Annotated in this window: 18 protein-coding genes; 9 read left to right on the forward strand and 9 right to left on the reverse strand. The window is 60.1% G+C overall.

Annotated elements, in window-relative coordinates; translation table 11 throughout:
• Nucleotides 1–4: 4 nt before the first annotated feature.
• The 4 genes from LKE65_RS11625 to LKE65_RS11640 all read left to right on the forward strand — a co-directional run bounded on the left by LKE65_RS11625 (nucleotide 5) and on the right by LKE65_RS11640 (nucleotide 6561).
• Nucleotides 5–1003, forward strand: coding sequence for a DUF58 domain-containing protein (locus LKE65_RS11625; RefSeq protein WP_278741439.1), 999 nt, complete (start codon nucleotides 5–7; stop codon nucleotides 1001–1003).
• Nucleotides 1000–3750 (forward strand): DUF4159 domain-containing protein, encoded by a 2751-nt coding sequence (locus LKE65_RS11630; RefSeq protein WP_278741441.1) that lies wholly within the window; start codon nucleotides 1000–1002, stop codon nucleotides 3748–3750. Before LKE65_RS11625 ends, LKE65_RS11630 begins: the two co-directional genes overlap by 4 nt.
• Complete coding sequence (locus LKE65_RS11635) at nucleotides 3747–5897, forward strand: VWA domain-containing protein (RefSeq protein WP_278741442.1); 2151 nt, start codon at nucleotides 3747–3749, stop codon at nucleotides 5895–5897. Before LKE65_RS11630 ends, LKE65_RS11635 begins: the two co-directional genes overlap by 4 nt.
• Nucleotides 5898–5967: 70 nt before the next feature.
• Nucleotides 5968–6561 carry a hypothetical protein gene (locus LKE65_RS11640; RefSeq protein ID WP_095348970.1) on the forward strand — a complete coding sequence of 198 codons (594 nt, stop codon included), beginning with the start codon at nucleotides 5968–5970 and terminating at the stop codon, nucleotides 6559–6561.
• 89 nt (nucleotides 6562–6650) lie between these two features.
• Here the strand turns inward: LKE65_RS11640 and LKE65_RS11645 are convergent, their stop codons facing one another.
• The 3 genes from LKE65_RS11645 to LKE65_RS11655 all read right to left on the reverse strand — a co-directional run bounded on the left by LKE65_RS11645 (nucleotide 6651) and on the right by LKE65_RS11655 (nucleotide 8810).
• Nucleotides 6651–7754 (reverse strand): site-specific DNA-methyltransferase, encoded by a 1104-nt coding sequence (locus LKE65_RS11645; RefSeq protein ID WP_086647149.1) that lies wholly within the window; start codon nucleotides 7752–7754, stop codon nucleotides 6651–6653.
• Nucleotides 7751–8380, reverse strand: a complete 630-nt coding sequence (locus LKE65_RS11650) for a ribonuclease HII (RefSeq protein WP_095348972.1) — start codon at nucleotides 8378–8380, stop codon at nucleotides 7751–7753. Before LKE65_RS11650 ends, LKE65_RS11645 begins: the two co-directional genes overlap by 4 nt.
• A gap of 124 nt (nucleotides 8381–8504) precedes the next feature.
• Complete coding sequence (locus LKE65_RS11655) at nucleotides 8505–8810, reverse strand: DUF883 family protein (RefSeq protein ID WP_165925029.1); 306 nt, start codon at nucleotides 8808–8810, stop codon at nucleotides 8505–8507.
• A 112-nt stretch (nucleotides 8811–8922) separates the two neighbouring features.
• Here LKE65_RS11655 and LKE65_RS11660 point away from each other — a divergent pair, with 112 nt between their 5' ends.
• The 5 genes from LKE65_RS11660 (at nucleotide 8923) to LKE65_RS11680 (ending at nucleotide 19733) form a co-directional block, all read left to right on the forward strand.
• Nucleotides 8923–10317: an MFS transporter gene (locus LKE65_RS11660; protein ID WP_086647147.1), complete on the forward strand. Its 1395-nt coding sequence runs from the start codon at nucleotides 8923–8925 to the stop codon at nucleotides 10315–10317.
• Between the two features lie 178 nt (nucleotides 10318–10495).
• Complete coding sequence (locus LKE65_RS11665; RefSeq protein ID WP_278741444.1) at nucleotides 10496–11704, forward strand: efflux RND transporter periplasmic adaptor subunit; 1209 nt, start codon at nucleotides 10496–10498, stop codon at nucleotides 11702–11704.
• A complete protein-coding gene (locus tag LKE65_RS11670; protein WP_253527293.1) occupies nucleotides 11701–14880 on the forward strand; it encodes an efflux RND transporter permease subunit in 3180 nt (1059 codons plus the stop codon). The genes LKE65_RS11665 and LKE65_RS11670 overlap by 4 nt, the downstream gene beginning before the upstream one ends.
• Nucleotides 14877–18179 (forward strand): efflux RND transporter permease subunit, encoded by a 3303-nt coding sequence (locus LKE65_RS11675; protein ID WP_278741446.1) that lies wholly within the window; start codon nucleotides 14877–14879, stop codon nucleotides 18177–18179. Before LKE65_RS11670 ends, LKE65_RS11675 begins: the two co-directional genes overlap by 4 nt.
• Nucleotides 18180–19733 (forward strand): efflux transporter outer membrane subunit, encoded by a 1554-nt coding sequence (locus LKE65_RS11680; protein ID WP_278741447.1) that lies wholly within the window; start codon nucleotides 18180–18182, stop codon nucleotides 19731–19733.
• A gap of 82 nt (nucleotides 19734–19815) precedes the next feature.
• Here LKE65_RS11680 and LKE65_RS11685 read toward each other — a convergent pair whose 3' ends face one another.
• From LKE65_RS11685 to rplQ, 6 genes are all read right to left on the reverse strand, one after another.
• Nucleotides 19816–19992, reverse strand: coding sequence for a DUF1328 domain-containing protein (locus LKE65_RS11685; RefSeq protein ID WP_086647142.1), 177 nt, complete (start codon nucleotides 19990–19992; stop codon nucleotides 19816–19818).
• A gap of 53 nt (nucleotides 19993–20045) precedes the next feature.
• On the reverse strand, nucleotides 20046–20279 hold the full coding sequence (locus LKE65_RS11690) for a hypothetical protein (protein WP_086647141.1): 234 nt from the start codon (nucleotides 20277–20279) through the stop codon (nucleotides 20046–20048).
• 85 nt (nucleotides 20280–20364) lie between these two features.
• Nucleotides 20365–21180, reverse strand: coding sequence for an ABC transporter ATP-binding protein (locus LKE65_RS11695; RefSeq protein ID WP_278741449.1), 816 nt, complete (start codon nucleotides 21178–21180; stop codon nucleotides 20365–20367).
• Nucleotides 21168–21863, reverse strand: coding sequence for an ABC transporter permease (locus tag LKE65_RS11700; RefSeq protein ID WP_278741859.1), 696 nt, complete (start codon nucleotides 21861–21863; stop codon nucleotides 21168–21170). The genes LKE65_RS11695 and LKE65_RS11700 overlap by 13 nt, the downstream gene beginning before the upstream one ends.
• A gap of 65 nt (nucleotides 21864–21928) precedes the next feature.
• Nucleotides 21929–22969, reverse strand: a complete 1041-nt coding sequence (locus LKE65_RS11705) for an ABC transporter substrate-binding protein (protein WP_278741450.1) — start codon at nucleotides 22967–22969, stop codon at nucleotides 21929–21931.
• A 195-nt stretch (nucleotides 22970–23164) separates the two neighbouring features.
• Nucleotides 23165–23590 carry a 50S ribosomal protein L17 gene (gene rplQ, locus LKE65_RS11710; RefSeq protein ID WP_025826922.1) on the reverse strand — a complete coding sequence of 142 codons (426 nt, stop codon included), beginning with the start codon at nucleotides 23588–23590 and terminating at the stop codon, nucleotides 23165–23167.
• Nucleotides 23591–23601: the final 11 nt, after the last annotated feature.

Consider the following 23601-nt stretch of genomic DNA (forward strand, 5'->3'; position numbering starts at 1 on the left):
CCCTGTGAGCCGGTTCCGACCGATCCCAACCACCCTGTTGCGCCGGTTTCTGGGCCGGGACCAGCCCGTGGCGGGGGCGCCATTCAGCCCTGCGGCCACGCCCAGCCCCCCGGTTTCCGCTACGGCGGACATGGCCTGTGCCGCCCAAACACTGGCCACCCGCCTGCCGGACCTGCTGCTCCATGCCAGCCACATTGCCACCACACTGGCAGCAGGCAGGCACCCCCAGCGCCGCGCAGGATGGGGGGACACATTCTGGCAGTACCGTCCGGCACAGCCCGGTGAACCGGTCAACCGCATAGACTGGCGGCAATCCGCCCGCACAGCCCGCGCCCATGTGCGTGAGACCGAAGCCGAAGCGGCGCAGACAGTCCTGCTATGGTGCGATTTTTCCGGTTCCATGCAATGGCGCTCCGGTAATACCCTGCCCGGCAAGCTGGACCGCGCCATCCTGCTTCTGCTCAGCATGGCGGCCCTGCTGCTGCGCAATGGCGAGCGGGTTCTGCTGCTTTCTCCTTCCGGTATTGTGTCCCTGCCCCCTGCCCCCAACGCGCTGGAGCGGCTGGCACTCGGGCTGTGCGAGCTGGCAGCCAATAGCAGCCCCATGGATGCAGCACTCCCCCCGCCCGCCCTTGTACCCCGGCGCGCACGCCTGCTGCTGGCCAGTGACCTGCTCTGCCCTGACACCCATATCCATGACTGCCTGCACCAGCTGGCCGCACACCCGGCGCGGGCCTATGTGCTCCATGTTAGCGATCCGGCGGAAAGCACGCTCCCTTATACCGGCCGCACCGAGTTTTGCGGGCTTGAGCACGAGCCCCCGCTGGAGTTGCCCCATGTGCAGAGCCTGCGCACGGACTACGCAGCCCTTGTTGCAGCGCGCAGCCAGTGGCTTGAACAAACCACAAGCCATTGCGGCCACACGCTGGCACACCACCGAACCGATCAGTCCCCCCTCCCCACGCTGCTGGCGCTCCATGCCCAGATGAGCCAACGCGTATGATTTTCCAGTTCCCTGCCCTGCTGTTTGCCCTGCTCTGCCTGCCGCTGGTGTGGTGGCTGCTGCGTGCCACGCCACCGCGCGCGCGCCAGCAGGTTTTTCCCCCCATTGCTTTCCTCGCCCGCCTGCGCCCGAAGGAAACCGAAGCCGCGCGCTCACCCCCGTGGGTCTTGCTCTTGCGCCTGCTGGCTGTGGGCCTGCTGATTACGGGCTTTGCCCGCCCGTTTATTCCCGGCAGCAGGGACAGTACACAAACCCCCGGCCCGGTTCTGCTGGTGGTGGATGACGGTATGTTCAGTGCCGCGGACTGGACCGACCGCCTGACCACCGCACAAACCATTGTGGACGATGCAGAGCGCACAAAATCCAGCCTGCAGCTCCTGACCACCGCCCCACAGGCGGAGGCTTCCGCAATACCGCCTGCGCCACAGCCAGCCGCTACTGTGCGGCGGATGCTGAACAGTCTCCACCCCAGCCCATGGAGTGTGGACCGGGCACAGGCTGCCCGGCAGATCGGGCAACTGCCAGCCCTTCCCTTTGCCCGCATTGTCTATCTGGCTGATGGCGTTGCCCAGAGCGGGGATAACGCTTTTGCCCAAGCCCTGCGGGCACGGGGTGCCGTGCAGGAAATCCGCTTTTCCTCCCAGTCAGGCATGGTGCTTGCCCCCGTTGCCCCCACGTCGGATGGGACCATGGCGCGCCTGATCCTACTCCCATCGGCGCAGCCCCGGCTTGTTCATGTTGTGGCCCGCGCGACAGATGGGGGAACGCTGGCCGTGATCCCTGTGCCCGTAGCGGCCAATGCCACACAGGCGGATGTACGCATCAACCTGCCCATAACCGTACGCAACCGGATCGATACGCTGAGCGTACAGGGCATTGCGAGTGCCGCCACAACCGTTCTGCTGGACGAAAACACACGCCTGCACCCAGTTGGCCTGCTTTCCAGCGGTGGGGCCGATACCCCCCTGATTGGCTCTGTCTTTTACCTCCGCCGTGCACTGGCTCCCCTGTCAGACCTGCATGAAGGAACACTGGACGCCTTGCTCAGCCGCCCTCTGTCCGTGCTGATCGCGCCCGATGGCACACTGGCCGGCGCGCAAAGCCAGAAAACCGTAATGGAATGGATAAAAAACGGCGGCACGCTCATTCGCTTTGCAGGCCCGGCACTTGCTGGCAGCCAGCAGGATACGAGCCCCTCCGACCCGGCCGACACGGCACGGAACCTGCTGCCCGTGGCCCTGCTGGATGGAGCCCGCCAGCTCGGTGGGTCCATGACATGGGGCACACCGCAAAAACTTGCACCCTTTGAACAGGAATCTCCTTTCCGGGGGCTGGATATTCCTACCGATGTAACGGTTTCCCGCCAGGTGCTGGCCAGCCCTTCGGCCGATCTGGGCACGCATGTATGGGCACGGCTGGCTGATGGCACGCCGCTGGTCACCCATGCCGAACTGGGCAAGGGTGAGGTAATTCTGTTCCATGTCAGCAGCACGGCGGACTGGTCCAACCTGCCGCTGTCCGGCCTGTTTGTAGCCATGCTGCAACGCCTGACCGAACACGCCAACGGGCTGAACATTCCGGCCGAAAATATACTGCTCTCCCCAGCCCTGACATTGGACGGCGAGGGCATTGCAGGCCCGCCGCCGCCAACCGCACGGGGCATACAGGGCAATGTGTTTGCCACCACACCTGCCTCCCCCATCCACCCGCCCGGCCTGTATGGCCCCACGGATGGACGCCGCGCACTCAATACCGCAGCGGGTGTGCAAAGCCTGCGACCAGCTCCCCCTGTTGGCACCATTATGGATGCTTCGGGCCAGAAGCCGGACCTGCCACTTGGGCGTTACTGCCTGCTGGCCGCCATTCTGCTTTTACTGCTCGATGGCGTGGTTGTGGGCCTTATGCGCACAGGCAGGCTGTTTGCACCACGGCCCCTTACCCTGCTTGCGCTGGTGGCCACCCTTGGTGCGCTAACATCCCCCCTGCATGCACAGGAGTTGAGCACGCCACCCGCAGTTCCCGCCGCAGCGCTGGAAACCCGACTGGGGTATATTGTAACCGGGCATGAGGACGTGGACACCGCCTCCCGCGAGGGGTTGCAGGGCCTGTCCGACTTTGTAAACGCCCGCACCTCCGCTGTTATGGGGCACCCCGATGCCGTCCACCCCGGCACGGATGACCTGACCTACTACCCCCTGCTTTACTGGCCGATTACCGCAGACGCCACCACCACGCCGGCCATGACGGCAGCGCTGAACACCTTTATGGCCCACGGTGGTATTCTGCTGATTGACACACAGGGGCAGGACGGAGGCTCCAGCACAACCGACACCACCTTTACCGCCGATGCCCCCGGCACGGCCGCAGCCCTGCGCCGGGTTACAACAGGCCTTGCGGTGCCACCACTGGTGGTCATGACCGACCACCACCTGCTGGCACATACCTTTTACCTGCTCCACGACTTTCCGGGCCGGTATGCAGGCCTGCCGATCTGGGTCGCCAAGGAAGGAGACGCCGAGAACGATGATGTCAGCCCGGTTATCATCGGCTCGGCAGACTGGGCGCACGCCTGGGCGGTGGACAGTGCGGGCAATACCCCGTTTGCCGTTATCCCCGGAGGCAGTGACCAGCGCCTGCAGGCGTACCGCTTTGGGCTGAACACCGTTATTTACGCCTTAACAGGCAGCTACAAGGCTGATCAGGTGCATGTTCCCATGCTGCTCAAACGGCTGGAGGACAAACCATGAGCACTCTTCTGGCCTCCTTTGGGTTTGCACCTTTGCTGCCGTTGTGGCTGCTGGCCATACTGGGCGTTGCGGCACTGGGCCTGTGCGGGTGGAGCCTGTTCCAGCGCACGGGGGGAGCCATTTTGCGCCTGTGCGCCATAGGTATGGTGCTGCTGTGGCTGGCCGGGCCACAACGTTACCACGAGCAGCGGCGCGCACTCCCCCAGACTGCACTTCTGGTAGTGGACCAGTCCCCCTCCATGGCGCTGGACCAGCGTGCCGCCATTGCCCGGCAGGTGGCGGACGCACTGGCACAGGCCAAGGTAGAGGGGCTGAACCTCCGCACCGTAACCGTGCGTGGTGCAGCACGTGATGGCACAAAACTGTTTGACGCGCTGGATCAGGCCGCAGCCGACATTCCCCCCGCCCAGTTTGCCGGGGCCATGATGGTTACTGATGGAGAGGTCAGCGATGTTCCCACTACCCTGCCCGAGCGCCTGCGCCCCATGCAGGACAATGGCAGCCGCACAACCCTGCCCCTGCACGTTCTGCTCACCGCCAGCACGGAGCAGAAAGACCGCAAGCTGAGCATCCTTCAGGCTCCCCCCTACGCCATTGCAGGCCAGAACGCCAAACTGCGCGTGCAGGTGGATGACATGGGACCGGGCACGCAGGCAGGCACACCGGCGGAGCTGACGGTCCGGGTGAATGGGGAAGAACCGCAGCATATTTCTGTCCTGAGCGGGATGCCGCAGGAAATTACCGTGCCCGTAACCCAGCCGGGGCCACTGCTGGTCAGCCTGTCCGCCTCGGCCATGCCGGGGGAAGTCTCGGAACTGAACAACCAGACCGTAGCCCATATTACCGGCATACGGGACCGACTGAAGGTGCTGCTGATCTCGGGCACACCCAATCAGGGGGAGCGGGTCTGGCGCAGGCTGCTCAAGGCGGACCCTTCGGTTGATCTGATCCACTTTACCATTCTGCGCCCCCCCGAAAAGGACGATGGCACCCCCCTGTCCGACCTTGCGCTGATCGCATTCCCCGTGCGCGAGCTGTTTCAGGACAAGATCAACCAGTTTGACCTGATCATCCTTGATGGGTTTGAAAACCGGCATATTCTGCCGCACAGTTATCTGGAAAACATTGCAGGCTTTGTCCGCCGCGGGGGTGGCCTGCTCCTGACCGCGGGCCCCGAATTTATTGGCCCCGGCTCCTTGCAGGATACTCCGGTGGGGGACGTGCTGCCCGCCCACGTAACCCCTGACCAGAGCAGCATGCTCGTCAGCCGCTTCCGCCCCACCTTGACCGATACCGGGCGCAGGCACCCTGTTACGGCATCACTTCCCGGCGCGCCAAAAGCGGGTGCGCAGGTCAACAGTGCTACGGCCGTACCGGGCCTGTGGGGGCCGTGGTACCGCGCCCTGCACCCCGACAGCACCCATGGTGAGGTACTGATGAATGGGCCAGATAACAGCCCCCTGCTGGTGCTGGACCGGGTTGATCAGGGCCGGATTGCGTTGCTTCTGTCTGACCAGATATGGCTGTGGTCACGCGGGGAGGATGGCGGCGGCCCACAGGCCGAACTGCTCCGCCGCATTTCGCACTGGCTGATGAAAGAGCCGGAGCTGGAAGAGGAGCAGCTTACAGCCAGCATAAGCGCCAATACGCTCCACATTACCCGCCACAGTGTGGGCACACCTGCGGCCACCACCCTTACCCTGACCTCCCCCACCGGGCAGAGCAGCACCGTGCCCATGCACGCATCCGCGCAGGAAGGCACCCGGACAGCACAACTGCCCATAACGGAGTCCGGTATCTGGCGTATTTCCGATGGCACACGCACAACCTATGCGGCACCCGAGCCAGAAAACACGCGTGAGCTAACCGACCTGCGCGCGACCGCAACCCGTCTGGCGGATGTGGTCAAACAGAGTGGCGGGGGTATTTTCTGGCTCGGTGACAGCACAACCAGCCTGCATGCCCCCACGCCAAGACTGGTTGCATCAGGCGCACTGCACGGGGCGGACTGGCTGGGCTTTGCCCGGCGCGATGCACATCTGGTAACGGGCAGAACACCCATACCCCTCCTGCCCGCTCCTCTAGCCATGGCGCTCGCCCTTTTGCTGCTGTTTGGCGCATGGTGGCGGGAAGGACGGACCCGATAGGCCCCCAGAGCGTCTTTTCCGCTCCCATGGGCTGTGATACGTTAGAGGCTCCTGTATTGATGGACAGACAATGACCCGTTTTCCACGCCTTGTTTCATCCGCTCTGCTGTTCAGCAGCCTTGCCATGTTTGCTGCGGTTCCGGCTTTTGCTGATGATGCCGAAGATCAGGCTGCGGCGGCGGAATCCGCCGAAAAATCGGAAAGCGCCAAGGCCGCCAAACGCGCGGCCCCTCCCACGGCCATTCCCGGTGCCGATGGCAGCGATGATGAAGCAGGGGAGGGCGGTGGCCACCCCAACAAGGATGTGGAACCCACGGTTGCACTGTTCGAGGCCATAAACCGGGGGAGTGTTTCCTCCGCGCGTGATGCCATTAACCGTGGTGCGGACCTGAACGGGCATAATATTCTGGGCCAGACACCGCTTGATATGTCCATCGACCTGAACCGTAACCCCATTACCTTCCTGCTTCTGTCTCTGCGCAATTCCAGCAGCCTGCAGGGGAGTGATAGCGTGGGAACGGTCAGCACATCCGACCTGCACGTAGGCAGCAGCAGCGTGGATATGGAAGACGATACCAAAAGCAAAACGCATGACCCGCGTTATGACCGCACGGGCGGGGCTGCCCAGCCGTCCATCGGCTTTCTGGGGTTTGGTGGCAGCTAGGCCACCTGCCTGCCCTGCCGGACTACACATAAAAAAAGGGGCACCAGAAGTGCCCCTTTTTTTATAACTTCAAGCTATGTCGTCAGGCTTTACAGCGCGACTGTAGCCCCCAGACTTTCCTGCCGCAGCACATCCAGCGGGAGCAACACGCCTTCACGCTCGAAGTGCCAGAATGTCCAGCCATTACATGAGGGTGCGTTGGTCAGCATGGCCCCCATTTTATGGATTGAACCACGCTTGGCGCCACTGATCAGCGTGCCATCTGCGGCAACTGTAGCCTGAATACGCTGTTTTTTATCACTCAGCACTGTTCCGGCCACAAGCGCGCCCTGCTCCACCAGACTGCCAAAAGGCACACGCGGGGCTTCGCGCTTATCCTGCGTGGTCTGTATGGCATCATCATCCAGGGGCACTTCGCTGGCCACGCGGGCTCTGGCGGCTTCCACATAATCCGGGTGCCGCTCAATGCCTACAAAATGGCGGCGCAGGCGGCGGGCCATGGCGGCCGTAGTGCCAGAGCCGGAGAACGGGTCAAGCACCACATCATTGACCGTGGTGGACGCCAGCAGCACACGATGGAGCAGGCTTTCGGGCTTCTGGGTGGGGTGGAGCTTCAGCCCATGTTCGTTCCGCAGGCGCTCATTGCCTGTGCAGAGCGGCAGATACCAGTCCGAGCGCATCTGCACGTCATCATTCAGCGCCTTCATGGCCTGATAGTTGAAGCGGTAGCGGCTATCCTGACTGCGGGCAGCCCAGATGAGCGTTTCGTGCGCATTGGTAAAGCGACGGCCACGGAAGTTGGGCATGGGGTTGGACTTGCGCCAGACCACATCATTCAGGATCCAGAACCCAAGGTCCTGCAGAATAGCCCCGAGGCGGAAGATGTTATGGTAGGAACCAATCACCCAGATTGTGCCATCCTTATGCAGCAGGCGGCGGGCTTCGCTCAGCCATTCCCGCGTGAAGCGGTCGTATTCCTGCAGGTCGGAAAACTTGTCCCAGTCATCATCCACGCCATCAACAACGCTGTCGTCCGGGCGGCGGAGTTCCCCCCGAAGCTGCAGGTTGTACGGTGGGTCGGCAAAAATGCAGTCCACTGAGCCCGAAGGCAGGGTGCGCATGGTCTCCACGCATTCACCCCGCAGGATTTCGTCTAGGGGGAGGTCCATGGAAACTGCTTTTGCGCCGCTCATGCCCGGGTCTCCGTTTTCAAATGTTCTAGCTGCTGGCGTACGGTGCCAAATGTTTTTCTGTGGTGCGGGGTTACACCCGTTTGCAGCAGAGCCCGGCGATGAACCGCCGTGCCGTAACCTGCATTTTTTTCCCATCCATAATCGGGCCAGCGCACATTCAGCCGCGCCATGATGCGGTCACGCACCACCTTGGCCATAATGGAGGCCGCGGCAATGGACAGGCTCACCCCGTCCCCCCCCACGATGGCCTCTGCACTACACCCGAAATCCGGAATTTTGTTGCCATCAACAAGCACATGGTCAGGCCGGACCGGCAGGCGGGCAACTGCACGCTGCATGGCAAGGTGGGACGCATGGTAGATGTTGATACGGTCAATTTCCGCCGTGGAGGCGGCACCCACGCCAATGGCCACACCGGGCACATGGGGCAGACGCTCGGCAATGGCCTCACGCAATGCGGGTTTTAATTTTTTGGAATCATCAATAACGGCAGCAAGATCATCCGGCACGCCACGGGCAAACACCACGGCGGCGGCCACAACCGGACCGGCAAGCGGGCCACGGCCCACTTCATCCACTCCGGCGACCAAGCCGCCATGCTGTTGTTCCCGCCTAAAGTCCGGCATTGCATCCCTTCCCGTCCGCTTGAAACGACTCGGTTAAAATTACCGAGTCGCAGCAATTGCGACTCCGTAGGGAAGGAAAAGCATTTTTTTACCCGGGTGCGCAAGAGTCCCGGTCAAATGATTTTTAGGAACGGCTACGACGGGGGAAGAAGAGCCAGCCGAGCAGAACACCCACAACCGAGACAATACCCAATGAAAGCAAGGGTTTATCCCGCACAAAAGTCACTGCCTTTTCAACCACGCCCTCACCTTCCTCATACAGATCGGCAAAATCTTCCTGCATGTGTGCGGTGAACTGGTCGAGCTTTCCGTCCGCCTGAAGACCGATATCGCCGGTCAGACCACCAGCGGCATCCTTGACATGTCCCTGAACGTCCCGAACCTTGGCATCGATCTTGTTTTCGATGATGTCGATTTTATCTTTAGCCATGACGACTTTCTCCTTTTTTGAACCATTCCGTAACGGCCCGCGCATGGAAGCGACCGGAGATCTGCACGATCGCCTGTTGCATCAGACCGCAAAAACGCGTCTCTGACTAGGCATGCCTTCTCCGACGTCCACACAACTGACTGCGCTCATTGTTGGTTCCATGTTTTTTATGGAACAGCTTGATGGCACCATTCTGGCAACGGCCCTGCCTTCCATCGCCCATAGCCTGCATGTGGACACGGTCGCCACGTCTGTTGCCCTGACGTCCTATATTATCGGGCTGGCCATTTTTATTCCCGCATCTGGTGCGCTGGCTGACCGTCTGGGCAGCCGCACGATCCTGATGGTGGCAATCTGCATTTTTGTGGGCAGTTCAATTTTTTGCGGTACCGCCCACTCCCTGCTGTTTCTGGCCATCATGCGCACCATACAGGGCATTGGTGGTGCCCTTATGGTGCCCGTGGGGCGGCTGGCGGTTATTCGCAGCACCCCAGCGGACCAGCTTGTACGCACCATGACATGGATGATGCTGCCAGCCACCCTCGGCCCCCTGCTGGGGCCTGTGGTGGGGGGATATATTACCTCCTGGCTGACATGGCGGTGGAATTTTTACCTGAATATTCCTGTCGGTGTGGTCGGGCTGTTCCTGACCTACCGCTTTATCCCCGAAGTACGCGAACCCTCCCCCCCTCCGTTTGATCTCAAAGGCCTGTTTCTGGCAGGGGGCGGGCTGGCGGTGCTGTCTGTTTTTGCAGAACTGTTCAGCCACGGTACAGGCTCGCCTGCACTTGTTACGGCCCTTTTATGCACAGGCCTGCTGCTGCTGGGCATTTACACCCATCACGCAGGGCGTACGTCTTTTCCGCTCCTGGACCTGCGGCTTATGCGCTTCCAGACCTTTCGCATTTCCGTTTTTGGGGGAGCGGCATCACGCATTGCGGTGGGGTCCTTGCCGTTTCTGCTCCCGTCCTTCCTGCAGATCGGGGCGGGGCTGAGCGCGGCACAGAGCGGGCTTGTCACCTTTGTGGCTCCACTGGGGGCCATTGCCATGCGCCCCTTTGTGCCGGCACTGCTCAAGCGCTGGGGGTTCCGCACCATTCTCATGGCCAATGGCTCATCCGCGGCACTGGTCTTTGCCTTGATCGCCCTTTTCCGCCCGAGCTACCCTTTATGGCTGCTCTCGCTTGTGCTCACACTGGCCGGGGCGGCCCAGTCGCTCCAGTTTTCGGCTTATAACACCGTTGCCTATGCCGACATTCCGCAGGACCGGATGAGTGCGGCCACCAGCCTGTATTCCACCATGCAGCAGATCATGCTTTCGGCCGGAATCTGCATTGCCGCAGGCACCCTGACCGTGCTGAGCAGGCTGCACCATAACACCCCTGCAAACATGACCGATTTTGCACTCGGCTTTGTTGTGACTGGCGGCATATCCCTGCTGGCCGTGCCGCTATGCGCCGCACTTTCGCCTTCTGCAGGGGCAAACATGAGCGGTAACCGCCGTTAAGCGCACGCTTTTAACGCACAAATTACATAGCGAAATGTTATTTTATGCACGGTTTCAATGAGGAGGCTTGCACTTGGACAAAGAGTTCAGCACAGTTCCCTCTGTAAACAGGGTGCCCCTATGCACAGCGTTCCCCTGCATTTTCTGACGCAACTTAGGTTAACGAACAGCGCACCTCATGGACGATAACTCTCCGCCCTCCGCCTCCCCCGCCAAGCCGCGTTCCTCCAAAAAGCGCCTGCTTCTGACGGGTGGTGCCGTGGTGGCCGCCTGTATTCTGGGCTTTGCCTTCCTGCGCCCGCAGGCAGGCCACAAAACGCACCACGGCACGGCTGATTCCAGCCAGAGCCAGCCTGTAGCGGTACAGACAGTGCACGCCGGCAGTATGCCCGTGGAACTGACCCAACTGGGCACGGTTGTCCCCATTACCAACGTAACCGTGCAGACCCGTGTGGAAGGCTACCTGATGCAGGTGCTTTTTACCGAAGGCCAGCATGTGCATAAGGGCGACCTGCTCGCCCTGATCGACCCCCGCCCCTATCAGGTGCAACTGGAGCAGTATGAAGGCCAGCTTGCCCAGGACAAGGCACAGCTTGAACAGGCAAGGGTTGACAGCGGGCGCTACCAGCGCCTGATCAAGCAGGACAGTATTGACGCCAAAACCGCACGCGACCAGCAGTTTACGGTTCAGCAGCTTGAAGGCACGGTCAAGGCTGATCAGGCACTGGTGGATAACCAGAAGCTGCAACTGATCTACTGCCACATTATTGCGCCAGTGGATGGGCGCATTGGCATTCGTGCAGTGGATCAGGGCAACTACGTGGCGGCCGGCCAGTCCGGCGGGCTGGCGGTGTTGACACAGATGCAGCCCATCTCGGTCATTTTCACGCTGCCGCAGGACCAGTTGCCCGAAGTATTTGCCCAGCTACAGGCGCGCAAATCGCTCCCTGTTTCGGCCTGGAACAGTTCCAACACACAAAAAATAGCCGATGGCACGGTCAGCACGCTGGACAGCCAGATTGACACGGCAACCGGCACCGTGCGCCTGCGCGCCATTTTTACCAATGAGGACGAGCACCTCTTCCCCAACCAGTTTGTTAACGCACGTCTGCTGGTTAAAACGCTGGACCACGTTCTGCTCCTGCCCACAACCGCTGTGCAGACCGGCCCCTCCGGCCTGTTCGTATATGTTGTCAAGGATGATGACACGGTCAGCGTCCAGCCCGTAACCACCGGCATTTCCAACGGTACGCTCAGCGTTGTCACCTCCGGGCTGAAGGAAGGCGACAGGGTGGTTACGGACGGCACAGACCATTTGCGCGCCGGAATCAAGGTGAGCATTCCCACCACGGCTCCCACCCCAGCACCGGACCATGCCACGCCGTGAACCCATCTGCCATTTTCATCCGCAGGCCCGTTGCAACTACGCTGCTGATGCTGGCCATTTTTATGGCCGGGTTGCTGGGCTACCATTTTCTGCCCATTTCCGCGCTGCCACAGGTTGATTACCCCACCATAACGGTGGAAACCTTCTACCCCGGTGCGGGGCCGGATGTTATGGCCACCTCTGTGACTGCGCCGCTGGAAACACAGCTTGGCCAGATGCCCGGTCTGGACCAGATGACATCGCGCTCATCGGGCGGGGCGTCGGTCATTACCCTGCGGTTTGACCTGTCCATGTCCATGGATGTGGCGGAGCAGGAAGTGCAGGCCGCAATTAATCAGGCCAACTCCTTGCTGCCAACCGACCTGCCCGCCCCCCCGGTTTACGCCAAGGTCAACCCGGCAGATACCCCTGTGCTCACACTGGGCATTACCTCGGCCACCATTCCGCTCCCCGAAGTGGAAGATTACGTGGACACCCGTCTGGCACAAAAAATCAGCCAGATTTCGGGCGTGGGGCTGGTTACGCTTTCAGGCGGCAACCGCAAGGCTTACCGTGTGCGGGTCAACGTGCCCAAGCTGACCTCCTACGGCATTGATCTGGACACACTGCGTACCACCATTGGCAATGTGAACGTCAACTCCCCCACGGGTACGTTTGATGGAGCACAGCGCTCGGCCACATTGCGGGTGGACGGGCAGATTACCAGCCCGGAAATGCTGCTCAATCAGGTCATTGCCTACCAGAGCAGCGGGCCAGTCCGCATCCGCGACGTAGCTACGGTTGTAATCGGGCCGGAAAACACACAGCTTGCCGCGTGGTCCAACCAGACCCCGGCCCTGATCATGAACGTGCAGCGCCAGCCGGGTGCCAACGTGATTGCCGTGGTGGACAACGTCAAGGCCACCCTGCCCACCCTGCGCCAGACCCTGCCACCGGGGATTGATATTATCCCCCTGACAGACCGTACCACCACCATCCGCTCCTCCGTAGCCGATGTGCAGTTCGAGCTGTTTCTCGCACTTGTGCTGGTTGTGGCGGTTATTTTTGTCTTTTTGCGCAATGTTCCCGCCACCATTATTCCCAGCCTGTCCGTGCCGCTTTCCATTATCGGCACGCTGGCCATTATGTACCTGCTCGACTTCTCGCTCGATAACCTCTCGCTCATGGCTCTCACCATCGCCACCGGCTTTGTGGTGGATGATGCCATTGTGATGATCGAGAACATCTCGCGTTATGTGGAAGCGGGCGAGGACCGCATGAGCGCCTCGCTCAAGGGGGCGGGGGAAATTGGCTTTACCATTATCTCGCTGACCATATCGCTCATTGCCGTGCTTATTCCGCTGCTGTTCATGAGCGATGTGGTGGGCCGCCTGTTCCACGAATTCGCCCTTACGCTGGCCACGACCATCATCCTGTCTGCTGTGGTGTCGCTCACACTTGTTCCCATGATGTGCGCCCGTATTCTTTCCGAGCGCCCGCATGACGCAGGCACGGCTGCCACCCCGTTCCTGCGCTGGTCCGCACGGATGGAAGTGGCAACCGAACGCCTGATTGCGGCCTATGACCGCATGCTCGATGTGGTGCTGGAATGGCGCAAGCTCACACTGGGCGTGGCCGTGGGGACACTGGTGCTGACCGGCCTGCTGGGCTGGTACATTCCCAAAGGGTTTTTCCCCGTGCAGGATACGGGGGTCATTCAGGGTATTTCCGTTGCGGCGCAGTCCATCTCGTTCGAGAACATGAAGGTGCATCAGCAGGAACTGGCCAGAGTGATCCTGAAGGACCCCGATGTGGCCTCCCTCTCCTCCTTTGTGGGGGTGGACGGGCAGAATGCGACGCTTAACCAGGGCCGCTTCCTGATCAACCTGAAAGAGCATGACAGCCGCTCCTCCTCCGCCACCGAAATTGCAGCACGGCTGGAGCAGGAAACAGCGCAGGTTGCGGGGATAAAGCTCTACCTCCAGCCCGTGCAGGACCTCTCGCTCGATACAACCGTATCGGCAACACAATACCAGTTCCTGCTTGAAAACCCCGATTACGACGCCTTTAAAACATGGGTGCCCAAGCTGATCGAACGGTTGCGGCAGGAACCTTCTCTTGCGGATGTCACCTCCGACCTGCAGGCCGAAGGGCTGGTCGCACGCGTAACGCTCGACCGCCCCACAGGTGCGCGTTACTCGATTACCCCCCAGACCGTGGATAACGTGCTGTATGACAGCTTTGGCCAGCGCCAGATTTCCACCATCTATACGCAGTCCAACCAGTACCGCGTTATTCTGGAAGCCGAACCGCGCTTTCAAAAAGAGATGTCCTCGCTCAACCAGCTTTACCTGCCCGGTATCAGCGGTAATACGGGGGAGAGCACATCCGGCCCCACGCGCTCGCCAACCTCCGGGCTGGTGCCTCTGCCAGCGGTGACAAAAGTCACGCAGGAAACGGCTCCCCTGCTGCTCACCCATTTCGGGCAGTTCCCGGCCACGACCATCTCGTTCAATCTCGCACCCGGCTATGCGCTGGGGGATGCCACAGCCGCCATCCGCCGGGTGGAGGCGGACATCCACCTCCCCGCAGCTTTCCAGACATCTTTCCAGGGAACAGCAGCGGCATTTGAAGGCTCACTCAGCAACGAACTGTTTCTGGTCGCTGCCGCCATTATTGCCGTCTATATTGTGCTGGGCATTCTGTACGAAAGCTTTATCCACCCGGTTACCATTCTCTCCACCCTGCCCTCGGCCGCCATTGGCGCGTTGCTGACCCTGATTGTTGCGGGGGTTAACCTCGACATCATGGGCATTATCGGCATTGTGCTGCTGATTGGCATTGTCAAGAAAAACGCCATCATGATGATCGACTTCGCGCTGGAGGCGGAGCGTGAACATGGAATGGACAGCCTGCGCTCCATTCGCACGGCGGCCACACTGCGTTTTCGCCCCATTCTCATGACCACACTGGCAGCCATGCTGGGGGCTGTACCCATGGTGCTCTCGCATGGTACGGGGTCCGAACTGCGCTATCCGCTGGGGCTGGCCATTATTGGCGGGCTTGCCCTCTCCCAGTTGCTGACCCTGTTCACCACACCGGTCATCTACCTTACGCTGGACACATGGGCGCATAAATGGCGCGGGCTGCGCACCCCCGGCTCTGCATCCCCCCCTAGCGGGCAACCCGTGCCGTGAATATCAGCCGGATTTTTATTGACCGGCCTGTTGCCACCATCCTGCTAAGCATAGCCCTGTTCCTTGGGGGGCTACTGGGCTACCGTGGCCTGCCTGTTGCCGACCTGCCTAACGTGGACTTCCCGGTTATTCAGGTGCAGGCACGGCAGGCTGGCGGCTCCCCGGAGGAAATTGCCAGTGCCGTGGCCGCCCCCTTGGAGCGGCACCTTGGGCAGATTGCCGATGTTACGGAAATGACATCCCAATCCACCGAAGGCAGCACACGCATTACGCTCCAGTTCGCGCTCTCGCGCGATATTAACGGTGCCGCGCGGGATGTGGAGGCCGCCCTTCAGGCCGCCCATGCGGACATGCCCTCCTCCCTGCGGCAGAACCCCAGCTACCGCAAGGCCAACCCCAACGGCGCGCCGATCCTTATTCTCACCCTGACATCGGACACCCACACCCGCCCCCAGCTTTATGATTACGCCACCAACGTGCTGATGCAGCATCTGTCCGCCATACAGGGGGTGGGTCAGGTGGAAATCAGCGGGAGTGCGCTGCCCGCCATCCGGGCGGAAATAAACCCCCTGCCCCTGTTCAAATACGGTATCGGGTTTGAGGACGTACGCGCAGCCCTTGCCTCTGCCAATGCCCACACCCCCAAAGGGATTATTGACCAGAACGGCGTCCGCTACACGCTGGACACGAATGATCAGGTCCGCACGGCGCAGGACTACCGTGACCTGATTATTGCATGGCGCAATAACCGCCCCGTGCGACTGGCCGATGTGGCGCAGGTGCAGAACAGCGTGGAAGATCTGCGCAACGCCGGGTACTATAATGGTCAGGCATCGGTTATTGCGGTGGTGTTCCCCCAGGCCGGGGCCAATGTGATTCACACCGTGGACCAGATCAATGCGGAAATGCCCCTGCTTAAATCTGCCCTGCCCGGTGGTGTGGCCCTGCATGTGGGGCTTGACCGCTCACTGACCATTCGTGCAGCGCTGGTGGATACGCAACTGACCCTGCTGATCTCGGTCATACTTGTGGTGCTGGTGGTGCTGCTCTTCCTGCACTCGCTCCGCATGACGCTTATTCCCGCCGTGGTTGTGCCCACCTCCATTGTGGCGACCTTTGGCGTTATGCGCCTGCTTGGTTTTTCGCTCGATAACATGTCGCTCATGGCGCTTACGGTTTCCACCGGCTTTGTGGTGGATGACGCCATTGTGGTGATGGAAAACATAGCCCGCTACATAGAGCAGGGCCTCCCCCCGCGGGATGCCGCCATAAAAGGCAGTGCGGAAGTGGCCTTTACGGTTATTTCCATCTCCATTTCCCTGATTGCCGTCTTTTTGCCCATTCTGCTCATGGGGGGGCTGGCTGGCCGCCTGTTCCATGAGTTCGCCATGACAGTTTCCATCACCATCCTGATCTCGATGGTGCTGTCCCTGACCCTGACCCCCATGATGGCGGCTTACCTGCTTGTGCCCCATACGGCAGGCACGGCCCCTGCGGGTTCTGGCAGCCTGATGCGCCACGCCATTGCCGCCATGACTGCATTTTTGGACCATATGCAGGCCGGTTATACCCGCTCGCTCGACCTTGCCCTGCGCTACCACAAGACCGTCCTGCTCAGCCTGCCCTTTACACTGGCCCTTACGGCAGCCTTGTTCATGCTGATGCCCAAGGGGTTTTTCCCGGTGGAAGACACGGGCATGCTCATGGGGCGCCTGCAGGGGGACCAGTCAATCTCCTTCGGGGCGTTAGCCAAAAAGCTGACCGAAGTGCAGAAAGTGCTGCTGCACGACCGCGATGTGGAGAGCGTATCCTCCTTTATCGGGGGGCGAGGCTCCTCCAACGAGGCAGGGGTGTTTTTGCAGCTCAAGGATAAAGCTGCCCGGAACGATACCCCGACCGACCTGATCGCCCGTGTTAACCGCAAATTGCGTAATCTGGTCGGAGCCAGTTTTTTTCTGATGCAGCCCGGTGCCATCCGTTCCGGCGCACGGCAGAGCAATGCGGCGTACCAGTATACGCTAGAGGGTGAAAACTCATCCGAGCTCTACACTTGGACCGCCCGCCTACTGGCAGAGCTGCGCCGCCACCCGGAACTGACAACCCTTTCCTCCGACGTGCAGCTGGGTGGCTCGGCTATTAGCACCCAGATCGACCGGGATACGTCCGCCCGTGTCAACATTACCCCCCAGCTCCTGTCCAACACGCTGTACGATGCGTTTGGCCAGCGCGCGGCCTCGGTCATCTACAACAGGCTCAACCAGTACCGCGTGATCATGGAGGCCGACCCCAAAAGCTGGTCCAACCCGGAAAGTCTGATGCAGGTCTGGATAAGCGTTGCCGGGGGCTCGGCTGGTGGGGGAACGCGCTCCAACACCATTCGGGTGCGCAATGCCTCCAGCACCGGCTCCACCAGCACGCAGGCCAGCCAGAGTTCCCTGTCTTTTAAAAACCAGATTGCCAATGCGCTGGCCGGGGGGGCTGGTGCGTCCAATGGTTCAGCAGTCAGCACCTCATCCGAAGCCATGGTACCACTCACACTGGTTACTCATCTGGTGCCAAGCCGCACCCCGCTTTCGGTCAACCATCAGGGGCTGGCGGTTGCGGCTACGCTCTCGTTCAATCTGGCCAAGGGAGTTTCTCTGGGCACGGCCACGCAGATCATCAACACCGCACAGGTCGCGCTGCATATGCCCAATACCATCCACGGCAGTTTTGCTGGCAATGCCGCGCAGTTCCAGAAAGCGGTCAGCGACGAACCCCTGCTTATTCTGGCAGCCCTTGTGGCCGTCTATATTACACTGGGTGTTCTGTACGAAAGCTACGTACACCCGCTGACCATTCTCTCCACCCTGCCCTCGGCTGGTGTGGGGGCCCTGCTGGCCCTGCAACTGGCTGGGGAGGAGTTCTCGCTCATTGCCATGATCGGGGTGATCCTGCTGATTGGCATTGTGAAAAAAAATGCCATCATGTTGGTGGATTTTGCCATTATGGCCGAACGCGAAGAGGGTATGTCCGCCCATGATGCCATACGCACCGCCTGCCTGCTCCGCTTCCGCCCGATCATGATGACATCGGTCGCAGCGGCCTTGGGGGCTGCCCCGCTTATGGTCGCCAACGGATACGGGGCCGAATTGCGGCACCCTCTGGGCATTGCCATTGTTGGCGGGCTGATCGTGAGCCAGGCCCTTACCCTTTATACAACGCCGGTTATTTATCTGATGTTCGATGCCTGGCAGGCCCGTGCCGGGTCTTTTATCCGCTCGTTATCGTTTTCCCGCAGCTTCAGGCAGGACCGCTGAATGCCTTTTTATCGTCCCTTCCTTTCCCTTCGCCTGTCCCTGCTGCTGGCACCTGCCGTTCTGGCCGGGTGCATGGTCGGACCGGATTACAAACGGCCTACGCCCATTATCTCGCCCACCTTCAAGGAACTGCGTCCGGCACCGGGCTGGCAGTACGCCACCCCACAGCTGGCCAGCCTGCCCAAAGGTTCATGGTGGACAATCTATAACGACCCGCAGTTGAATGCTCTGGAAGCTCAGGTAGACATCAACAACCAGAATATCATTCAGTACGAGGCACGCTACCGTAACGCCCGGGCCACCATTAACTCCATCCGGGCACAGCTTTACCCAACGCTTAGCGGTGCGCTCTCCTTCAACCGACAGAGTTCGGGCCGTGGGTCGCGCTCCAGCGGCACCATTATCAATTATGGCTCCGATGGCTCGAGCAGCACGAGCGCAACCCCCTCCAACTCGACCGAAAACACCTATGCCACGGGGCCAAGTGTTTCGTGGGATCTGGATTTATGGGGCAAGATCAGGCGGCAGATTCAGGCTCAGGTTACAGAAGCACAGGCCACAGCCGCAGACCTTGCCAATGCACGCCTGTCTTATCAGGCACAATTGGCCACGGCTTATTTCAACCTGCGGTATCAGGACAGCCTGTATGACCTGCTGACCAAAAACGTGGCGTTTTATGAACGCTCGTACCAGATCACCAAAAACCAGTATGATGCAGGCACGGCAGACCCGACCACCCTGCTGCAGGCCAAAACACAGCTGGAACAGACCCGCGCTCAGGCCACCGCAACCGGCATAGCCCGCGCACAGTATGAGCACGCCATTGCTGTTCTTATGGGTAAAGCCCCTGCGGACCTTTCCATCCCCCATGGCGCATTGCCACGGGCCATTCCGGCTATTCCGGTTATGGTTCCGGCCAGTCTGCTCCAGCGCCGCCCCGATATTGCGGCGGCCGAGCGCCGGATGGAGGAATACAACGCCCAGATTGGCGCGGCCATGGCGGCGTTCTACCCCGATGTCAAACTCACGGCGACATACTCCTATAGCGGGGACCCTGTTGGCTCTCTTGTGCAGGTTGCAAACCGCATCTGGACCCTTGGCGCCTCGGCTACGGAAACACTGTTTGCCGGGGGCGCAAGAACTGCTGCCGTCCATGAGGCCGACAGCAATTACAACGCCTATGTGGCCACCTACCGGCAAACCGTACTGACAGCCCTGCAGGGGGTGGAAGACCAGCTTTCCAACCTGCGTATTCTGGCTGATCAGGCAGAGCAGCAGCATGTTGCGCTGGATGCCGCCAACAAGGCCGTTACGGTTGCATTCAACCAGTATATGGCAGGCACCCAGATTTACACGACCGTGATTACCGCCGAGGTGACGGCCATGTCCAACGCGCAGACCGCACTGCAAATCCAGCAAAGCCGTATTCTGGACTCTGTCAGTCTGGTGGAAGCCCTTGGCGGAGGGTGGAATGCCTCCGAACTCCCCAGCAAAAACTCCATGCAGACAGACAACCCGCTCCTGCCCTCCTTTATTCAAAAAGACAAAAACTAGGCGGACCACCGCCCAACAAAAAACCTCCGGAGCGCTGGCCCCGGAGGTTTTTTTATACCGTTTGCAAAGTGGTCAGGCGCCGTTACTTCATGACCGCACGACCAGCCAGCAGGGCCACAACCAGAAAAACAACAAACAGCATAATGGCGATAAAGAACAGGATTTTAGCCATACCAGCCGAGGCAGAGGCAATTCCGCCAAAACCAAACAGCCCTGCAACAAGTGAAACAACCAGAAAAAACAGTGCCAGTTTCAGCATAACGCACTCCCTTGCATTTCAATCCTGACCAGAGCCGGAAGGCTCTTGCCAACTTATTTTCTGCGCCGCAGAAAAATCCCAATAATCAGACCGACAACACCTGCCGTAGCAACGGTCAACAATGGCTGGTCAATAACAACATCCCGCAGAGCTTCTACTGCGGTGCTGCGCTTGCCCGGATTAAGGGCATCGTAACTGGACACCTTGCCAAAAAAACCATCGGCACCGTCCTGAAGATTGCCAATACCATCCTCAAGACCAAAATCTGCCTTGCTCTCATCACTCATACGAGGATGTCCTCCATACTGGATTAAGGGGTAACGCGCCTTGCACCCCTAAAGATGCCTATGTGAACGATTTTTTTGCTCAAGACTAGATTTCAGCCGAGCGCCAGTAGGCTTCCCCACCCGGATCAGGCTCACCTGCAATCATGGCGCGCAAGCGCGCGGCATAGGTCCTGAAGGCAGGAGTATCGGGGTTGCGGTGCGGCATATCCAGCACAATTTCGCCCGTAATCCCCGCAGGGGGCCCACCGGCCAGCACCACAACACGTGTGGCAAGGCGAAGAGCCTCTTCAATATCATGCGTCACAAACAGCACTGTTTTGTGTGTCTGCTGCCATATCCGCTGCAACTCTTCCTGCAGGCTGGTGCGGGTAATGGGGTCCAGCGCCCCAAACGGCTCATCCATCAGCAACAGGTCGGGGTCCACGGTCAGGGCGCGGGCAACCCCCACACGCTGCCGCTGCCCACCAGACAAACGGCGCGGGAGCCGGTCCTGCGCATCCTCCAGCCCGACCAGACGCAGGGCCTCCCGCGCACGGGCTATTTTTTCGCTCTTGCTCAGGTGTAGGCCTTCCAGCCCGAACATGACATTCCGCAACACCGAGCGCCACGGCAGAAGCCGCGCATCCTGGAACACCATAGCCCGGCTCCGCCGCGTAGCATGTGCCCCGGCATCCGCCACACAGGCCGAACCTCCTGTCTGCCCTTCCGTTGGGTGCATAAGCCCCATCAGAACCCTGAGAAGCGTGGACTTACCCACACCAGACGGCCCCAGAAGTGCAACAAACTCCCCACGCTCCAGCGTCAGGCTGACATGTCGCAGCACAAAATGGGCGCCGCCATCGTGAGAGAGGCCAACATCATGCAAGGAGGCAACCACATCCGCCTTGCTCATGGTTGCCACCTGAGAACCCATTTCCGCACAAACCCAAAAAGAAAATCGGTAATGGCATACAGCATGGCCATGGTCAGCATGTAAACCACCACAACATCGGTCGCCAGAAGGCTGGAAGCCTGCATCATGCGGGCACCAATACCCGGCACGCCAAACAGTTCCGCCGCCACAACGGACATCCACCCCTGCCCCAGCCCCGTACGCAACCCGGCCATAATGCCCGGCGCGGAAGCCGGGAGGACAATCTTGACCAACCGCCCCACAAAACTACCATGGCCAAAGGCGGAAGCCAGTTCATACAGCTCGGGGTCCACCCCACGAACGGCACTGTGGGCTGCGTAAAAATTGATCCAGAAAACCGATATGGCAATAACAAAGGTGGCCCCAGCCGTGCTCAACCCAAACCAGAGAATGGCAAACGGCACCCAGGCCAGCCCCGGTACAGGCCGCAGCAGGCGAACAACGCCTTCCAGCAGACTATCCAATAGCCCCAGCATACCGCACAGAATGCCAAGCCCGGCCCCCAGAACGGAGCCAATGAGCAGGCCCAACAGGTAATGGTTCAGACTATCCACAATGGCTTGCTGCCAGAACCCTCCCCGCACCTCATCCAGCCAGGCCGGACCAAGGGAGGAAGGTGCTGGCACCATGCCAGATGGCAGCAGCCCCGACTGGACTGCTGCTTCCCACATGCCAAAGAACAGAACAAGCCCCGCCAGCCCAAGCCCCAGGCGAGCGGGTCCAGACAATTTTACACTCACGGCTTGGCCTGCTGCCACAGACCCGTATCAAACAGATCTTCAACAGGTTCTGCCTTACGCAACAGACCTTCGGCCACTTCAAATTCCTGCAACTGCTTGACACTTTCCACAATGCGCGCCGGGTCGCTGACAAAACGGGAAGCAGAATGCTCCAGCGCGGTTTTCATCACACTATCATTCAGCATACCACCGCCAAGCGCTTTTTGCACAAATGGCACAGCATCATCCGGGTGCTGAGCCAGCAAAGTTGTGGCGCGCACAAACAGGCTGGTCAGTGTTCCCGCCCATGCCTTGTGCTCAGGTGCATCAGGCTTGACAATTGCCAGAACGGAGCCCGGCTGGTCTGGCATCATGCTATGACCCGAAGCCAGAATGCGGGCGTCCGGCAGACGGGTTTTAACAACTGTCAGGGCTGGTTCCCTCAAAACCGCGCCATCCACAGCACCTGCCAGAAATGCCTGCTGTGCCGCATCAATATCCACCCCGACAATGGAGGCCACGGTATTGACCTGCGCAAAACCAAGCTGCTTTTGCAGCCAGTAGCGCAACAGTGTGTCCGGCACCGAACCGGCAGGCTGGGCTGCCAGACGAGGCAGACGCTTCTGGTCTTGCTTGAACCGCGCAAAAATGTCCTTCACCGCATCTGGCGTCAGCCCGGCCTCACTATCCGGCTTCAGGCCCTCTGCCAGTGCGCCGCGCGCAATAACCGAGAGTTCCTCGATTGAGGCGGTGGCGACAACCTTAACATCCACGCCATGCGCGCGTGCCTGCAACAAGGGCAGCACCCCTGCTACGTAGCCGTCAATCCGCCCAGATACGAGTGCCTGAATAGCCTGCGGGCCAGAGGTAAAGCGGACAAGCTGCACATCCAGCCCTGCCTGCTTGGCCCAGCCTTCCCCATCAATCACAAACAGCGCGGAAGAGCCCAGAACGGGAATATAGCCAATACGAATGCTGTCCGCTGCCTGTGCCGGGCTTACAGCCCAACCCAATGCCACGGTGGCAAGCGTTAGCATTTTTAGCAACGCACGTTTCATGACGTTATCTCTTTCACTGAAATATTTTATCAAAAATAATAGTGGATATATTCTTGTCTTTGTCAATCACTCACGCACAAGCATGAAATATTTTTATTCCACGCATATTTGCATCACATCGTGGCACGCACACAGGACATAAAAAAAGCTGGCTCCTGAGAGCCAGCTTCCTTCATCGCACTTGCGAGCAAAAGATTAAGCAGCAAGATCCTGCTTATCTTCCACTTCCGGGCGCGGACCGCTGTCCTGCCCTTTTGCGCTCACATCGCGGTCGATCAGTTCGATCACGGCCATCTGAGCGGCATCGCCATAACGCACGCCAGCGCGCAGGACGCGTGTGTAGCCACCGTTGCGGGCCTTGTAGCGTTCTGCCACGGCTGCAAACAGCTTTTTAACAATCACATCATCACGCAGCACAGCAAATGCCTGCCGACGTGCATGCAGATCGCCACGCTTGCCAAGGGTGATCAGCTTTTCAACAAACGGGCGCAGTTCCTTCGCTTTGGGAAGCGTGGTGGTGATCTGCTCGTGTTTAATCAAAGCCACAGCCATGTTGCGGAACATGGCTGCACGGTGAGAAGAGGTAACGCCGAGCTTTCGGCCGGCAATCCGGTGACGCATGGTTCAGTTCC

This window comes from Acetobacter fabarum (genome assembly GCF_022483405.1).
Taxonomy (GTDB): Bacteria; Pseudomonadota; Alphaproteobacteria; order Acetobacterales; family Acetobacteraceae; genus Acetobacter; species Acetobacter fabarum.

Excerpts from the sequence above, each read along its gene's own strand:
- LKE65_RS11705 (WP_278741450.1), bottom strand. The coding sequence starts at position 22,969 with ATGAAACGTGCGTTGCTAAAAATGCTAACGCTTGCCACCGTGGCATTG.
- LKE65_RS11645 (WP_086647149.1), bottom strand. The coding sequence starts at position 7,754 with ATGAGCGGCGCAAAAGCAGTTTCCATGGACCTCCCCCTAGACGAAATC.
- LKE65_RS11690 (WP_086647141.1), bottom strand. The coding sequence starts at position 20,279 with ATGAGTGATGAGAGCAAGGCAGATTTTGGTCTTGAGGATGGTATTGGC.
- rplQ (WP_025826922.1), bottom strand. The coding sequence starts at position 23,590 with ATGCGTCACCGGATTGCCGGCCGAAAGCTCGGCGTTACCTCTTCTCAC.
- LKE65_RS11655 (WP_165925029.1), bottom strand. The coding sequence starts at position 8,810 with ATGGCTAAAGATAAAATCGACATCATCGAAAACAAGATCGATGCCAAG.
- LKE65_RS11635 (WP_278741442.1), top strand. The coding sequence starts at position 3,747 with ATGAGCACTCTTCTGGCCTCCTTTGGGTTTGCACCTTTGCTGCCGTTG.
- LKE65_RS11680 (WP_278741447.1), top strand. The coding sequence starts at position 18,180 with ATGCCTTTTTATCGTCCCTTCCTTTCCCTTCGCCTGTCCCTGCTGCTG.
- LKE65_RS11640 (WP_095348970.1), top strand. The coding sequence starts at position 5,968 with ATGACCCGTTTTCCACGCCTTGTTTCATCCGCTCTGCTGTTCAGCAGC.
- LKE65_RS11700 (WP_278741859.1), bottom strand. The coding sequence starts at position 21,863 with ATGTGGGAAGCAGCAGTCCAGTCGGGGCTGCTGCCATCTGGCATGGTG.
- LKE65_RS11660 (WP_086647147.1), top strand. The coding sequence starts at position 8,923 with ATGCCTTCTCCGACGTCCACACAACTGACTGCGCTCATTGTTGGTTCC.
- LKE65_RS11650 (WP_095348972.1), bottom strand. The coding sequence starts at position 8,380 with ATGCCGGACTTTAGGCGGGAACAACAGCATGGCGGCTTGGTCGCCGGA.
- LKE65_RS11685 (WP_086647142.1), bottom strand. The coding sequence starts at position 19,992 with ATGCTGAAACTGGCACTGTTTTTTCTGGTTGTTTCACTTGTTGCAGGG.
- LKE65_RS11630 (WP_278741441.1), top strand. The coding sequence starts at position 1,000 with ATGATTTTCCAGTTCCCTGCCCTGCTGTTTGCCCTGCTCTGCCTGCCG.
- LKE65_RS11665 (WP_278741444.1), top strand. The coding sequence starts at position 10,496 with ATGGACGATAACTCTCCGCCCTCCGCCTCCCCCGCCAAGCCGCGTTCC.